The organism is Shewanella sp. MF05956 (assembly GCF_059758055.1).
In genome coordinates, this window is the sequence record NZ_JCAYNV010000006.1 from 190,769 (window position 1) to 206,223 (window position 15,455).

Below are 15,455 nucleotides of genomic sequence, written 5' to 3' on the forward strand. Positions count from 1 at the left end.
AGGAACCTCATACGAGCCATTATAAATGGCGAACGCCTTGTTAAGTCAAGCTTAGCTTACGCTTTGCCTGTAGCCTTGTTCATAAATTCTTCAAAAGCGACGTCTTTAGTCATCACTTTAGCCGATTTTAGTAGGGCTTCAACAGCTTGTTCTTCAAGCGCTACGTTGCGCATGTTTTGCATGAGTTCTTTGTTTGAGTTGTAGTAAGTGACAACTTCAGATGGATCTTCATACGCAGAAGCCATAGATTCGATCAATGCATTAACGCGATCGTCTTCAGCTTTAAGCTCGTTTGTTTTGATGACTTCGCCTAATAGCAAACCAATCTTCACACGACGCTCAGCTTGCTCAGTGAATAATTCAGCTGGAAGCTCAGGCATATTTTCAGTTTGACCACCAAAACGTTGCATAGCTTGCTGACGTAATACGTTAACTTCGCCATCAACTAATGCTTTAGGGATAACGATGTCGTTAGCCGCTAATAAACCTGTAATCACTTGCTCTTTAACGTTAGCTTTAAGCGCTTGCTCTAGCTCACGAGTCATGTTTTTACGGATTTCAGCTTTAAGTGCTTCTAAACCACCATCTGCAATACCAAATAGTGAAGCAAATTCGTCATTCACTTCTGGCAAGCTTGCGCCTTGAACTTCAGTTAAGGTAATTGCGAATTTAGCCGCTTTACCTTTTAAGTTTTCAGCATGGTAATCTTCAGGGAAAGACACTTCGATTTCGAATTCATCACCGGCTTTATGGCCAACAACGCCAGTTTCAAAACCAGGGATCATACGGTTTGAACCGATTTGTAGTTCGAAATCGTCAGCTTTTCCGCCTTCAAATTCTTCACCGTCGATAGACCCTACAAAGTTCATTTTAACTTTGTCGCTATCAGCAGCTTCACGCTCAACAGCAGCATAAGTAGCATGTTGCTTACGTAGCGTTTCAATCATGGTGTCAACGTCTGCATCGTTTACTTCAGCTTTAGGCTGTTCAACGGCAATCGTGTCTAAACCGGTTAATGCAACTTCTGGATAGATTTCAAATGTAGCAACAAACTGGAAAGTATCACCGTCAGTAGTACCAGGAGTAAATACTGGTGCGCCTGCTGGATTTAATTTTTCAGCTACGATTGCTTCAATAAAGTTACGTTGCATCACTTCACCAGTGATGTCTTGGCGAATGGCTTTACCATAACGCTTGTTGATTTCAGTGACCGGTACTTTACCAGGACGGAAACCAGGAAGACGTGCACGCTTTGCTTCGCGAAGTACATTGTCTTTAACCAATTTCTCGATTTGCTCAGCAGGTACAGAAATAGTTAGGCGACGCTCTAGGCCTTGAGTTGTTTCAACAGAAACTTGCATTGTTTTACCTCGAAATATGTCTAACGTTCTTTTTAATAGTCGACAACTCAACTATTCGATATTCGTTTCTTGACCGTGTGTTTAGCTAAAGCCTCCAGCACAGCGATATTATGATGCTGAAGACGCTGTTGGTTCAGGTAGCTTATTTTTGATATTTATCAAGACGCGACATTATAGCCACCGTTTTTAGCATAGTCGAGCCTGAAAAGGTCGATTTACGCGATAAAAGGACTGACTTTTGGTCATTTTTGACGTGTTTGCACGTTTAATGTGCGAATTGATTTTATTGAGTTGCCAAGGAGTGATTTGGCTGATGACTTTAATTAAGTATCAAAATGCAGGTTACGTATTTTACTACGCTGTCGTTTTGATTAATCAAAGAAAAAATGGGGTGACTGATGGGGCTCGAACCCACGACAACCGGAATCACAATCCGGGACTCTACCAACTGAGCTACAATCACCACTGAAATGGTACGCCCGGCAGGGCTCGAACCTGCGACCACCCGCTTAGAAGGCGGGTGCTCTATCCAACTGAGCTACGGGCGCATGGCACAGCAATTTGCTGTATCCTGTCTGGCTAAACAAGTTTAACACTTGTTTTATTATTTGCTTAGTTAACACATAAACAAATAATGAAAATTGGTCGGTGATAGAGGATTCGAACCTCTGACCCTCTCGTCCCAAACGAGATGCGCTACCGGGCTGCGCTAATCACCGAATTTACTGTGTTCTTTAACACATGCAGTGTAACCATGTTGTCTCGAGAACGGAGCGCATCTTAACGAGTCACTTTGTTATCGTCAACGATTTTTTTGAGCTAATTGTCTATATGTTGAATTTAACAGCAAAAAGAGTGATTAGCATCATAGCGCGAATAGTTTATTCACTGTATTTCCCTGTCTTACAAATGACACTCTTTTAATCGCCTGTTAGAATACACCCCGATTTATTCATCAGCCTCAAGCCGCGCCATTCAAAGGAAACTCTACAGCCATGACTGCTCAACTTATTGACGGTAAAGCCATTGCACAATCTATCCGCAATACTCTTAAACAAAAAGTCACCGCACGCAAAGACGCTGGCCAAAGAGTTCCTGGACTGGCTGTTATTTTAGTCGGCAGCGATGCGGCCTCACAAGTTTACGTAGGCAGTAAACGCCGAGCCTGTGAAGAAGTCGGTTTTGAATCGCAATCATTTGACCTTGACACAAGCACATCAGAAGCGGAGTTATTGGCATTAATTGACCAGTGTAACGATAATCCCCAAATAGACGGCATTTTGGTGCAACTGCCGCTGCCTGAGCATATAGATGACTCTAAAGTGATTGAGCGTATTCGTCCTGATAAAGACGTTGATGGTTTCCACCCTTATAACGTTGGCCGTTTAGCTCAGCGTATTCCCGTGCTGCGCTCGTGCACACCCATGGGCATTATGACGTTAATCAAATCGACTGGGATCGATACTTACGGATTAGATGCTACTGTTGTTGGCGCATCTAACATTGTTGGGCGTCCAATGACATTGGAGCTTTTGTTAGCCGGTTGTACGACGACGACTTGTCACCGTTTTACTAAAAACTTAGAACAAAAAGTTCGTCAGGCGGATTTATTAGTGGTGGCGGTCGGTAAACCCGGGTTTATTCCTGGAGAATGGATTAAGCCAGGTGCCATTGTGATTGATGTTGGCATTAATCGTCTAGAAAATGGCTCATTAGTCGGGGATGTGGAATTTGATGTTGCAGTTGAAAACGCGGCCTTTATCACCCCGGTACCTGGCGGTGTTGGCCCAATGACCATTGCCAGTCTTTTAGAAAACACGCTTTATGCTTGCGAGCAATATCACAGCTAACTTATCGTGTTAATACACCGACCATTAGTAACGGTGAGACAGTAAAAAGCCTGCAATTTGCAGGCTTTTTGCTTAATACATGGAAGAACTACTTTTTACGCCAAGTCGTGCCACTTGGGCCGTCTTCTAAAATCACCCCAAGCTCGTTTAAACGATCACGTGCTATATCGGCTGCAGGCCAATCTTTTTCTGTTCTAGCGCGGTTACGTTCAACAATTAGGGCTTCTATCTCAGCCACTTCATCATCTGTACCCTCGCCTTTGAAAAAAGCTTCTGGCGTTTGGCTAATCAACCCTAACACATCGGTTAACTGTTTAAGGCTCACGCCTAGTGCAGAAGCCGCTGCCATGTCTGTTGTTTTGAGACGGTTGATTTCACGCACCATGTCAAACAACACTGAATAGGCTTCTGGGGTATTAAAGTCATCATCCATTGCATGCTTAAATTTAGCGACATATTGCTCAGCATCCGCTGCCGCAACAGTTAAATCTAAATCTTTAAGCGCTGTGTATAAACGCTCTAACGCTGCACGGGCTTGTTTTAAATTATCTTCTGAATAATTTAACTGGCTGCGATAATGGCCAGATAATAAAAAGTAACGCACAGTTTCTGGATCATAATGTTCAAGTACATCGCGAATAGTAAAGAAGTTACCTAACGATTTAGACATTTTCTCGCGATCAACCATCACCATACCAGAATGCATCCAGTAGTTAACATATGGCGTATCATGAGCACAGCAAGACTGAGCGATTTCATTTTCGTGATGGGGGAACTGTAAATCACTGCCTCCACCATGAATATCAAAATGCACACCTAAGTGCTTGCTGTTCATGGCAGAACACTCAATATGCCAGCCTGGACGACCTTCACCCCATGGCGATGCCCAAGTAGGCTCGCCAGGTTTAGACATTTTCCACAATACAAAATCCATCGGGTTTTGCTTGCTTTGATCGACTTCGACTCGCGCACCGGCTTGTAATTGATCGAGGTTTTGGCCAGATAAGCGGCCATAGTCTTTGTATGACGCCACACTGAACAACACATCACCGTCTGGGGCAACATATGCATGACCACGGTCGAGAAGTAATTGTACCATGTCGATAATTTCAGGCATGTGCAGCGTTGCACGAGGCTCAAAGTCTGGACGTAACATATTTAACGAATCAAAATCACGGTGCATTTCTACGGTTAAACGTTCTGTTAATGCATCGCAAGATTCATTGTTCTCAGAGGCACGTTTAATGATTTTGTCATCAACATCGGTAATATTGCGCTGAAAATTCACCTCATAACCAATGTAACGTAAATAACGGACTATCATGTCAAATGAAACAAAAGTACGCCCGTGACCAATGTGACACAAATCATAAATTGTCACGCCACAGACGTACATGCCAATTTTGCCAGGGTTTATTGGTTTAAATTCTTGTTTTTCACGACTGATACTATTGTAAATTTTCAACATCAAAAGTTCTCTTTTACACTAATTTATTGTGGTAAATGCTAGCCGTGAGTCTACCATGTTGTCACTGGTTTTGAACACTGCACTTTATGCTGCAACCAAGATAAGTTAGAATCGCGCAAATTATTTTTTCTAGGTGAATATTAATGGTTACTTTACACACAAATTACGGCGACATTACTCTACAACTTGATGCCGAAAAAGCACCTTTAACAGTAGCTAACTTCATGAAGTATGTCGAAGAAGGCTTTTATGACAACACCATATTCCACCGCGTTATTGATGGTTTTATGATCCAAGGTGGTGGTTTTACCGAAGATATGGGCCAAAAGCGTTGCAATGAAACAGTGAAAAACGAAGCTAGCAATGGTTTATCAAACCGTAAAGGCACTGTCGCAATGGCGCGTACTTCAGATCCGCACTCTGCTACGGCTCAATTTTTCGTTAACATCAATGACAACACCTTCCTGGATTTTAAATCAGAAACCTCTCAAGGTTGGGGCTACTGCGTATTTGGTGAAGTGGTTGAAGGTTTAGATGTTGTTGAAAAAATCAAAGCGGTAGCCACTGGTAACCGTGGTATGCATCAAGATGTGCCTTTAGAAGCCGTTGTGATCAACAACGTCAGCGTAAAAGCGTAATTTTGAAGCGCACTGTCTTTGTGGGCGATTTGCACTTAAGTGCTGATCGCCCCGATATTACTCACGCATTTTTAGACTTTTTAACCCACGGTTTAAAAGACGCCGAGGCGCTATATATCATTGGCGATTTGTTTGAAGTGTGGATGGGTGACGATATTGCTGAGCCATTTTCTCAAGATATCGCTAAAGCGATAAAGTCAGTTTCGACCCTAATGCCAGTCTATTTTATTCATGGTAATCGTGACTTTATGGTTGGACGTGCATTTTGCCAACAGGCCGGCATGAAAATTCTGCCTGAAGTGCATTGCATTGACTTGTATGGCACTCGAACGGTTATTCTTCACGGTGACAGTCTTTGTACGCTTGATGAAGCTTATCAACGCTTTAGACGTTTTCGCAGCATCGCGCTCGTTCGATGGATTTATGCCAATATCTTGCCAAAGCAAACTCGCTTAAATATCGCTGCTAAAATTCGTCAAAAAAGTATTAAAGGTAATCAACAAAAGCATTACGAAATAATGGATGTTGAACCAACAGCTGTCGATGCGCTCTTATCGGCTACTAACTGTCAACGCATGATACACGGTCATACTCACAGACCTGACATTCATCAATTAGCCGATAATAAACAACGTGTGGTTGTTGGCGATTGGTATACGCAAGGCAGTGTGTTATCCGTTAGCTCACAAGGCTGCGAGTTGCAACAAAGGCCCTTCTCAGCCTAGAGCTTTGATCCCAGTTTATAAGATACTGGGATTTAGTGAGATACAGGAACGCCACTGTGAAAGCGAAATTCGCTATCTTCAGATAAAATCAATGCTGCTTCTTGCGCTCTAAAATAGGCAACCCGCTCACTAATATCTTTACCTGCAATGTTTTGCGCCAATACCAAGTAGTCTTGAAAATGTCGTGCTTCTGAGCGTAATAACGACACATAAAACTTAGCCAACTCATCATCCAAATGCGGTGCCAGCTTAGCAAAGCGTTCACAAGATCTAGCCTCAATAAAAGCGCCAACAATTAATTTATCGACAATTTTTAACGGTTCATGAGTACGAACATGGCTAATAAGCTGTTTTGCGTATGTGCCTGCACGAATATTGCTATAATCAATATTTCTGGCCGTCATAATTTGCAAAACTTGTTCAAAATGATGAAACTCTTCTTTGATTAAACGCACCATTTTCACCATTAAATCAGCACTGTTTTTTATGGCCGTATTAGCCACGAGCTCACTAGTGATGTCGTTCTTTTTAATATCACGACTTAAAAATGCCTCAACATCACGATCTTGACTGTATACAAAGTCTTCATAAGGCTTTGCCCAGGCAACGAGCACTTGCGCACTTTGTTTATCAATAGCGTATTTGCGGATCATCATCATGGCTGTTTGTGCCGCTTTGAGCTCACAGTTGCAATGATCAATCAGTAAAGCCGTTAATTGTTCGGGCTGTTTAGCGAGCTCAATCCAACTGTTTGGGGTTTCACAGCCTAGAAATTGATTAATTGGCGCGAGTAGTTGCTGCATTTGTATATCGATCCGAGTCTAACATTGAGGTTCATTTTACCGTTTTGATGATCTTTTCTGAAGCTGAAATCGTAATACAACTTGACGAAAGTCTATTTATGTTCAATAAATAGACTTACCATTGGGAATTTAACGAAACATTAACACTTTAATTGATGACTCCGTTAACCAATGTCTTCAATCTCCTTAAAGAGAACCTCTGGTTGGGATGAGGTGATAGCTTAGCAACAGGCAGTAAACAGTTTTTATGTTTAGCTTTGATCAGTCTTTTGCAAAGTGTTGTGAGCTGATTAAGGCGATTGATAATGAGCTGTAGTCAGTTCGTCTGTAGTTTGGCGAGCTAGGTCGAAAATGCTAAACAAGGATAACTATAATGGTACTAAATCACTTAATGGGGCTTTACACTCATCCAAAACAAGAGTGGCAAACAATTGAAAAAAATCACGAAGCACTGAAAAGTAGCTTAAGTCATGTGTTACTTATCGCGCTAATTCCTGCAGTATGTTCATACTTTGCTACAGCCCATATTGGTTGGCATCCTGGTGTGGGCGAGCCACTATTTTTAACCTCTAAAAGCGCAATGTTCATGTCTATTGGGATGTACTTCGGCTTGATTGTTGGCGTATTGGCATTAGCTTATTTGGCATTTTGGATGGGAAGAACGTTTGATGCAGATCCCACATATACTCAAGCACTAGAACTTGCTGCATATACTGCTACCCCATTGTTTATGGTCGGGTTATCCGCTTTATATCCTGTGCTTTGGTTTATTATGGTGGTGGGGTTAATTGGATTGGCTTACTCGGTATACCTGCTTTACGCTGGGGTACCCATTATTATGAACATACCCGAAGAGAAAGGCTTTATTTACGCAAGCTCTGTGGTTACTGCAGGGTTGGTACTATTGGTCGCTTTAATGGCTTCAAGTATCATTTTATGGAGTCTGGGTTTTGGCCCTATGATGCAATAAAACCCTAAATTCTCGATATAAAAAAGGCGCTGCTAGCGCCTTTTTTGATCGTACTATTTATCAATTGTACTCACTATGCGAACGTATCGCGCAGTGGCACCGTTAAGTTAAAGACTAAATGTTCTGCACTTGAGTCTTTACTATCGGCGCAAAAGTAACCTTCACGTTCAAATTGATAGGCTTTTTCAGCTTCAGCGCTCACGAGGCTTGGCTCAACTAAACCATTCACGACAACTAAAGACTCTGGATTAATCACTTCATCCACTGTCTCAAATGCTGCTGGGTTTTCATTGGTGAATAAACGATCATAAAGACGGAACTCAGCAGGTTTAGCCGTGCTGGCTTCAACCCAATGGATAACACCTTTTACCTTACGGCCGTCTGCTGGGTTTTTACCTAGCGTGTCAGCATCGTAAGTACAGTAAATAGTTGTGATGTTACCTTCAGCATCTTTATCACAGCGTTCAGCTTTAATGATGTAAGCATTACGTAAACGCACTTCTTTGCCTAAAACAAGGCGTTTGAAGTGTTTATTGGCTTCTTCTTTAAAATCTTCAACATCAATAAACAGCTCGCGACCAAAAGACAGCTCGCGCGTACCCATCGCTTCATTGTTAGGATGTGCTGGAGCCGTGATTTTTTCAGGCGAGGTATTAATGTAGTTTTCTATAACCACTTTAACAGGCCTTAATACTGCCATTGCACGTGGCGCATGTTCGTTTAATTCTTCACGAATACATGCGTCCAACATACCGACTTCAATCAAGTTTTCCTGTTTAGTCACGCCAATGCGTAAACAAAACTCACGAATAGAAGCGGGTGTATAACCACGACGACGTAATCCCGCAATAGTTGGCATACGCGGGTCATCCCAGCCATCAACCAATTTGCGAGTGACTAAATCGTTTAACTTACGCTTTGACATCAAAGTGTATTCAAGATTTAAACGAGAAAACTCATATTGACGTGTGCGATTAGGCGCTTGGAAATCATCTAAATGATCGAGTACCCAGTCGTACAAGCGACGATTGTCTTGAAACTCTAATGTACAAATTGAATGAGTGATATTTTCAATCGCATCCGAAATACAATGCGTGAAGTCATACATTGGATAAATGCACCACTTGTCACCGGTTTGATGATGATGAGCAAAACGAATACGATAAATAATCGGATCGCGCATACACATAAAAGGTGATGCCATATCAATTTTGGCACGAAGCGCACACTCACCTTCTTTGAACTCACCCATGCGCATTTTTTCAAATAGCGCGAGGTTTTCTTCAGGGCTAGTGTCACGGTATGGGCTATTTTTACCCGGCTCTTTTAATGTGCCACGGTACTCACGTGTTTGTTCGCCATTTAAGAAGCAAACATAAGCCAGACCTTTGGTGATGAGCTCCACTGCATACTGATGCAATTGGTCAAAATAATTTGATGAATAACGAATATCGCCAGACCATTGAAAGCCTAACCAACGCACATCTTCCTGAATAGACTTAACATAGTTAATGTCTTCTTTTTCAGGATTAGTATCGTCAAATCGTAAGTTACATTGACCTTGGTAATCTTTTGCAATACCAAAATTTAAGCAAATAGACTTAGCGTGTCCAATATGCAAAAAGCCATTAGGTTCTGGCGGAAAACGAGTATGAACTTGGCTGTGCTTACCGCTACTTAGGTCTTCGTCTATAATATTACGAATGAAGTTACTAGGACGTACTTCGGTGTCCACATGACTCATGGAATTCCTCTTGGCACACAATGGCAATATGAATAAAAAACAGATGATCCTACAGTTCTTCAGCAGTTACAACTACTAGCGCGGAAAAAGATCGTCAGATAAACAAAAAACATCAAATCACTCCAATAGAACCTGATTAGAAGGCTGTTTTCTTTCTTGAAAAGTAAAAACCCAGCTAGGCTGGGTTTTCAGTTTAACGTTAACTGTCCGACAATGGTTATTCAGTCACAATACGGATCCCAGGAATAATCTGTTGAGCTTGTCTGCCTTTTTTACTTAACCACATGTAAAAAGCAACTAATGCCACCGCAAAGAATCCAATCCAACTGGCCGACTGTAAAGGGTGTTGAGTAAACGTCGCACCCTGATAGATAACTGTAGCTGAGCCGTATGCTAATGAAAACGTCCAAATTGCTGCAAATCGAGCCCACTTAGCGCCAAACTCATTAACTAAAGCCCCCATTGCCGCCACACAAGGTGTATAAAGCAATATGAACAATAGATATGAAAAAGCGGCTAACTGGCTTTTAAAGCCACTCTGTAACGCGCTAAAGGTTGAAGTATCAACAGACAACTCTGCTGCGGCTTCATCTAAATCAGTAATACTCGCTATCGCAATAGATAATGGATCATCTGGCTCAATACCCAATAAATTGGTAGGGATTGTGGCTAGACCAACTTTAACGCTATCCCATATAGACAGCATTTCTTCTTCATCGCCATCAGCTGTGCTATATAAACTATTTAACGTACCTACCACCGCTTCTTTGGCAAAAATACCAGTAATAATACCCACAGTGGCTGCCCAGTTGTCTTGTTCAATGCCCATTGGTGCAAATAGCGGCGTAACCTGTTGGCTGGCGACACTTAATAATGACTCTTTACTGTCTTCATGGCCAAAAGAGCCATCTGTACCAATTGCATTAACAAAGTTAAGCAAGGTTACAACGATAATAATGGTTTTACCTGCGCCCATAATAAAGCTTTTAGTGCGCTTTGTAGTGCGAGAGAACACCGCTTTGGTTTTAGGCATTTCATAACTTGGAAGTTCCATTACCACTGCGCTGCTTGTACCTGGTAATACTGTTTTACGTAATAGTAACCCAGTGCCAATAGCAGCAAAAATACCAATGATATACAGAAGGAACACTAAGTTTTGACCAGATTGCGGGAAAAACGCTGCCGCAAATAACGCATACACAGGCAAGCGAGCACTACAAGACATAAACGGGGCCATCATGCCTGTCACGATGCGTTCACGTTCACTGCCTAGGGTTCTGGTTGCCATAATAGCCGGTACTGAACAACCAAAGCCAACAATCATAGGTACGAATGCTTTGCCAGGTAAACCGATGCGACGCATTAAACCGTCAACCACAAAGGCTGCTCGGGCCATGTAACCAGACGCTTCTAATACCGATAATGCTAAAAATAACGCCGCGACTACCGGAATAAACGTTGCAACAGTCTGAATACCTTGGCCAACCCCGCCAGCTAAAATGGTCACTAACCAATCAGGCGAACCCATTGATGCTAATAACGCACCAAAGTGATCGACAAAAATTGACCCTGCTGTGATATCGAAGAAATCAATAAATGAGTTACCTACGTTAATACTGAATAAAAACATTAAGTACATAACGAACAGGAATACAGGAATACCCAAAACCGGATGCAGCACCACTTTGTCTAATCTATCAGAAGCACTGATGTGCTTTCCTTGGTTTACTGATGATTCAAATACTTTTTGCACATAATCATATCGCGTCGTCGCGATCATAATTTCAATATCTTCGCCATTTTGCTCTGCACGTTGAGCAAATTGCTGCACGGTCTCGTGTAACTGTACTTCACTGGTACCACAAGCATTACCATGACAGTTAGCTAAAATAGATAAGGCTTGACCCCGGCTAAGCGTTGGTAGGTCTTGACTATCATTCTGGTTCTGTAACGCATTGATACTGGCTTCAATATCGTCAGAATATTGCAGGACTAAAGGTTTTGTGGCCTCGTTGCTGTTTAATAAGGTCAATACATCTGATTGTAATTGCTCAACATCAGCTTGATTACGAGAACTGATGGCAATAACAGGACAACCTAAACGGCTAGACATATCTGCAACATTGATATTGATGCCCAGCTTTTTGGCCGCGTCAATTTTATTAATAACAACAATAATCGGAATACCGAGCTCACGCAGCTGAGTCGTTAGGTAGAGATGACGCTCTACGTTTGTAGCATCAACAAGGTTAATAATGGCATCAACTTGTTGATTGGCTAGGTAGTTTTGAGCAATTTGTTCATCTAAAGAACAATCACAACTGTTGCCGGCTGGCAATAAATCATAGATGCCGGGTAAGTCGGTGAGAGAGATTTCAACGCCAGAGTAATTGAATTTACCGGTTTTCTTTTCGACGGTGACGCCAGACCAGTTACCCACTTGTTGATTGGCACCAGTGAGCGCATTAAAAAGGGTCGATTTACCCGCGTTTGGATTACCTACCGTGACGCAATGGAATTGTTTAGTCATTAGTTATTACTACCTCAATGATATCGGCTAAATCACAACGCATACATAATTTACTGCCACGTAAATCTAATTCAACCCCAGATCCCATCGGTGCTCGGCGAATAAAAGAAAAATGTGTATTGGGTGTTATGCCCATTGATAACAACTTACGCTTTACGGTTTGCGGTAACGTTAATTGACCGATTTCAGAGATAATGGCGCGGTCACCTGCTTTTAGTTCACTCAGCTTCATGTAACATATACCTTCAACAACATTATTAACGTCTGAAATTTTATCTGAGCTTAGCCGGCGAAACTCGAATCTAGATCAAAGTTTTACCTGCTAACGAGAATAGTTTTCACTTGTATTACGTATTATGTGACAAATGCCCAATAGAATACAGTGCATGATGCAATTTATTTTCTATTTATGCGTAATATGAATACACAATTACAACCTTTGCGACGTTAATAAACCTAAGTAACAATCATCAAACCAAGTGCCATTTATGCAACTGTGTTGTCGTAATGTTCCCTCCAAAATAAACCCGACTTTCTCAAGAACGCGCTGTGATGCAATATTTTCACTGGCACAAATGCCAAAAAATTTATGCATGTTATATTGTAAAGATCCCCAATCAATAACAGCGCGTAAGCTTTCGGTGGCAAACCCCATACCTTGCTGGGATGGCGCAATCAAATACCCTACTTCTGCGCGCTTTAGCAATAAATCATCACACCTAAAACCTATTAACCCAACAAATTCGTGGGTATCAAAACGCTCAATGACTAAGGATAGCCATTCACCTGCCTCGAATGCCCAAGGCTCAATGCGCTGAGCAAAAATAGCTTTGATATTGTCTTCACTCTCTACTGGGCGAATGTATTGTTGTACTGATGTATCTAAATGCAATGATAGAAAATCATCCCAATCCGCTAAGGTCAAATTACGTAACACCACTTTATCGGCGTATAACATTGCTTGCATAGTTAGCCTTCATGATTCTAAAAACGATTTAACATCCATAAAAAATGGCAGCCTAGGCTGCCATTTCCTCTATTAATGCATTAAGCATTAACCACGACTAGTCACTTCAAGTAAGTGATAACCAAATTGAGTCTTAACTGGGCCTTGAACAACATTTAACGGGGCACTAAATACCACCTCATCAAACTCTTTGACCATCATACCTGGGCCAAAAGAGCCCAAGTCGCCGCCTTGAGCGCCAGAAGGACAAGAAGAGTTTGTTTTAGCGACATCTGCAAAGTCCGCACCGGCTTCAATTTGTTGCTTTAACGATTCGCATTGCTCTTGAGTGCTAACGAGTAAATGTCTTGCTGTTGCTTGTACCATATAAAGGCTCCTAAAAAATATTCTCAATTAAAAAATAACACTAACATAATGAAACTAAGATGACACCGCAGGCTTGTTGATATGTAAAGGTTAAATAACCTAGAAAAACAACAAAACCTTAAGCACTCTATTCTAAACCATTATTTGGCTGATTCGGTTTTTATCCAAGTCGCGATCTTATTTTCCATTACGGCCATTGGTAACGACCCCGTAGTTAATAGCTGATCATGAAAACCTTTTAAATCAAACTTATCACCTAATGCTTTTTCAGCATCTGCACGTAAACGTAAAATCGTCAATTGACCCACTTTGTATGACAAAGCTTGACCAGGGATCGCCATATAGCGCTCTACTTCAGCGACAATATCAGACTCAGCCATTGGCGAATTGTCTTTCATGTATTGAATTGCTTGCTCACGGCTCCAACCTTTTGCGTGCAGCCCTGTATCAACCACTAAACGCATCGCTCTGAGCATTTCATCAGAAAGCTTACCAAAGTATTGATATGGGTCATTGAACACACCCATTTCAATTCCTAAATATTCTGCATACAAAGCCCAACCTTCTTCAAAGGCAGTATATCCTTGGAAACGTTGGAACTGAGGCACATCCGTTAATTCTTGTTTGATTGCTATCTGGAAGTGATGACCTGGAGCGGCTTCATGTAACGATAGCGTTGTCATTCCCCATTTAGGCTGGGCTTTTAAATTATACGTATTGATATAAAAAATACCCGGACGAGATCCATCTACAGCCGGAGATTCATATGAAGCACCTGCAGCCGATTTCTCTCTAAAGGCTTCAACGGGTTTAACGATATAATCGGCTTTTGGCATTACATCAAAATATTGAGGTAAAACCGCATTAATCTGATCTTTAATGGTCATATAACCATCAATCAAATCTTGTTTATCGGTAAAAAAGTATTGAGGTTCAGAAGATAATGAAGCAAAAAATGCGGTTAGATCGCCTTTAAACCCAACCTGTTCTCTGACCTTGTCCATCTCTGATAAAATTCGAGCGACTTCAGACAAGCCTATTTGATGTATTTCATCTACAGGCAATGTTGTAGTTGTATGGCTATTTGCAAGTTGTTGATACCAATCTTTACCATTTGGTAACCCCCACCAACCATCTGATGCTCTTGCATTTGGCAAATATACGTCATTAACATATTGACGTAACTGAGCTAAAGCAGGCAGTAACTCTTTTTCAATCACCGTTTGATATTGTTGAGTCAGATCAGATTTTTCATCCGCACTAAAACTCTCTGGCATCAAATTAATAGGCGAATAGAATAAGCTGTTCTTCGCACCTTCCACTAATTGGGCATCTAACTGGGGAATGATTCTTTCAACTAACACTCGAGGAAGTACGACTTTACTTGCTATACCCTCATCCATACGTTGTTGAGCTAATTCTGTCCATTTAATGAATCCACGAAGCCTTGATAACCAATTTTTATAATCTTCTACCGTTTTAAATGGTTGTGCACTTTCACCCGTGCCCAATTGAACCATGGTAAACACGGTGCTATAAAACTGATTAATGGGTAAAAAACGTTCTGGATACGTTTCGCCAATAAGCTCCATGTTGCGATCATACACAAACATGTCATAGCTTAATTTAAGCGGAGCAGATAATTGTTCAACATCTATTGATTTGGCTAAATCAAAATAACGGCTATTGAGTTGATGACGTTCGGTTAAGTATGCGTCAGTTAATGAACCACCAAATTGGTCGTTATAGTCATTAACCCCAACAAAAGTAGCATAAATAGGTTCAAGTTTTAGCTGGTCATTAAAAAAGGCATCGACCATCGCCAAGTATTTTTCGGAAGCAGTTTGCTCAACAACCAAGCTCTTTGAAGCGCTTTGGGTATTGTTCACTTCAGGCGCAATAGTATTATCTGAACACCCTTGAGTGGCGATTAATAATGACACAGACAATGCCAACATCGTTTTTTTCATTGTTATTATTCCTTAACACATTCACACAGGGTTATAGGCTCACGCTGAAGGACACAGAATTAA

General features: G+C 41.5%; 13 protein-coding genes and 3 tRNA genes. 4 read left to right on the top strand and 12 right to left on the bottom strand.

Going from position 1 to position 15,455, the window contains the following annotated elements:
* Positions 1–56: 56 nt before the first annotated feature.
* From tig to AC19MX_RS08825, 4 genes are all read right to left on the bottom strand, one after another.
* Complete coding sequence (gene tig, locus AC19MX_RS08810) at positions 57–1,361, bottom strand: trigger factor (RefSeq protein ID WP_498297701.1); 1,305 nt, start codon at positions 1,359–1,361, stop codon at positions 57–59.
* Between the two features lie 387 nt (positions 1,362–1,748).
* Positions 1,749–1,824 (bottom strand) — tRNA-His (locus tag AC19MX_RS08815).
* 8 nt (positions 1,825–1,832) lie between these two features.
* A tRNA-Arg gene (locus AC19MX_RS08820) sits at positions 1,833–1,909 on the bottom strand.
* Positions 1,910–2,003: 94 nt separating this feature from the next.
* Positions 2,004–2,080 (bottom strand) — tRNA-Pro (locus AC19MX_RS08825).
* Between the two features lie 276 nt (positions 2,081–2,356).
* Here AC19MX_RS08825 and folD point away from each other — a divergent pair.
* Complete coding sequence (folD, locus tag AC19MX_RS08830; RefSeq protein ID WP_432405200.1) at positions 2,357–3,211, top strand: bifunctional methylenetetrahydrofolate dehydrogenase/methenyltetrahydrofolate cyclohydrolase FolD; 855 nt, start codon at positions 2,357–2,359, stop codon at positions 3,209–3,211.
* Between the two features lie 88 nt (positions 3,212–3,299).
* Here folD and cysS read toward each other — a convergent pair whose 3' ends face one another.
* Positions 3,300–4,679 carry a cysteine--tRNA ligase gene (gene cysS, locus AC19MX_RS08835; protein ID WP_498297703.1) on the bottom strand — a complete coding sequence of 460 codons (1,380 nt, stop codon included), beginning with the start codon at positions 4,677–4,679 and terminating at the stop codon, positions 3,300–3,302.
* 143 nt (positions 4,680–4,822) lie between these two features.
* Between cysS and AC19MX_RS08840 the strand changes: the two genes are divergently transcribed.
* Together AC19MX_RS08840 and AC19MX_RS08845 are read left to right on the top strand one after the other, a co-directional pair.
* Positions 4,823–5,317, top strand: a complete 495-nt coding sequence (locus tag AC19MX_RS08840; protein ID WP_432405194.1) for a peptidylprolyl isomerase — start codon at positions 4,823–4,825, stop codon at positions 5,315–5,317.
* A 2-nt stretch (positions 5,318–5,319) separates the two neighbouring features.
* Complete coding sequence (locus AC19MX_RS08845; protein WP_498297705.1) at positions 5,320–6,042, top strand: UDP-2,3-diacylglucosamine diphosphatase; 723 nt, start codon at positions 5,320–5,322, stop codon at positions 6,040–6,042.
* 32 nt (positions 6,043–6,074) lie between these two features.
* Here the strand turns inward: AC19MX_RS08845 and miaE are convergent, their stop codons facing one another.
* Positions 6,075–6,845 carry a tRNA isopentenyl-2-thiomethyl-A-37 hydroxylase MiaE gene (gene miaE, locus AC19MX_RS08850; protein ID WP_498297706.1) on the bottom strand — a complete coding sequence of 257 codons (771 nt, stop codon included), beginning with the start codon at positions 6,843–6,845 and terminating at the stop codon, positions 6,075–6,077.
* 373 nt (positions 6,846–7,218) lie between these two features.
* Here miaE and AC19MX_RS08855 point away from each other — a divergent pair, with 373 nt between their 5' ends.
* The gene (locus tag AC19MX_RS08855) at positions 7,219–7,815 is read left to right on the top strand and encodes a Yip1 family protein (RefSeq protein ID WP_498297708.1); all 597 of its coding nucleotides are present in this window, start codon (positions 7,219–7,221) and stop codon (positions 7,813–7,815) included.
* Between the two features lie 73 nt (positions 7,816–7,888).
* Here AC19MX_RS08855 and glnS read toward each other — a convergent pair whose 3' ends face one another.
* The 6 genes from glnS to AC19MX_RS08885 form a co-directional block, all read right to left on the bottom strand.
* Positions 7,889–9,559 (bottom strand): glutamine--tRNA ligase, encoded by a 1,671-nt coding sequence (glnS, locus tag AC19MX_RS08860; protein ID WP_498297710.1) that lies wholly within the window; start codon positions 9,557–9,559, stop codon positions 7,889–7,891.
* Positions 9,560–9,776: 217 nt separating this feature from the next.
* A complete protein-coding gene (feoB, locus tag AC19MX_RS08865; protein WP_498297711.1) occupies positions 9,777–12,089 on the bottom strand; it encodes a Fe(2+) transporter permease subunit FeoB in 2,313 nt (770 codons plus the stop codon).
* Positions 12,082–12,321 carry a FeoA family protein gene (locus AC19MX_RS08870; RefSeq protein ID WP_188739786.1) on the bottom strand — a complete coding sequence of 80 codons (240 nt, stop codon included), beginning with the start codon at positions 12,319–12,321 and terminating at the stop codon, positions 12,082–12,084. The genes feoB and AC19MX_RS08870 overlap by 8 nt, the downstream gene beginning before the upstream one ends.
* Positions 12,322–12,519: 198 nt before the next feature.
* A complete protein-coding gene (locus AC19MX_RS08875) occupies positions 12,520–13,056 on the bottom strand; it encodes a GNAT family N-acetyltransferase (protein WP_498297713.1) in 537 nt (178 codons plus the stop codon).
* Between the two features lie 87 nt (positions 13,057–13,143).
* Complete coding sequence (locus AC19MX_RS08880) at positions 13,144–13,422, bottom strand: peptidylprolyl isomerase (RefSeq protein WP_432405139.1); 279 nt, start codon at positions 13,420–13,422, stop codon at positions 13,144–13,146.
* 140 nt (positions 13,423–13,562) lie between these two features.
* Complete coding sequence (locus tag AC19MX_RS08885) at positions 13,563–15,392, bottom strand: DUF885 domain-containing protein (RefSeq protein ID WP_432405137.1); 1,830 nt, start codon at positions 15,390–15,392, stop codon at positions 13,563–13,565.
* Between the last annotated feature and the right edge of the window lie 63 nt (positions 15,393–15,455).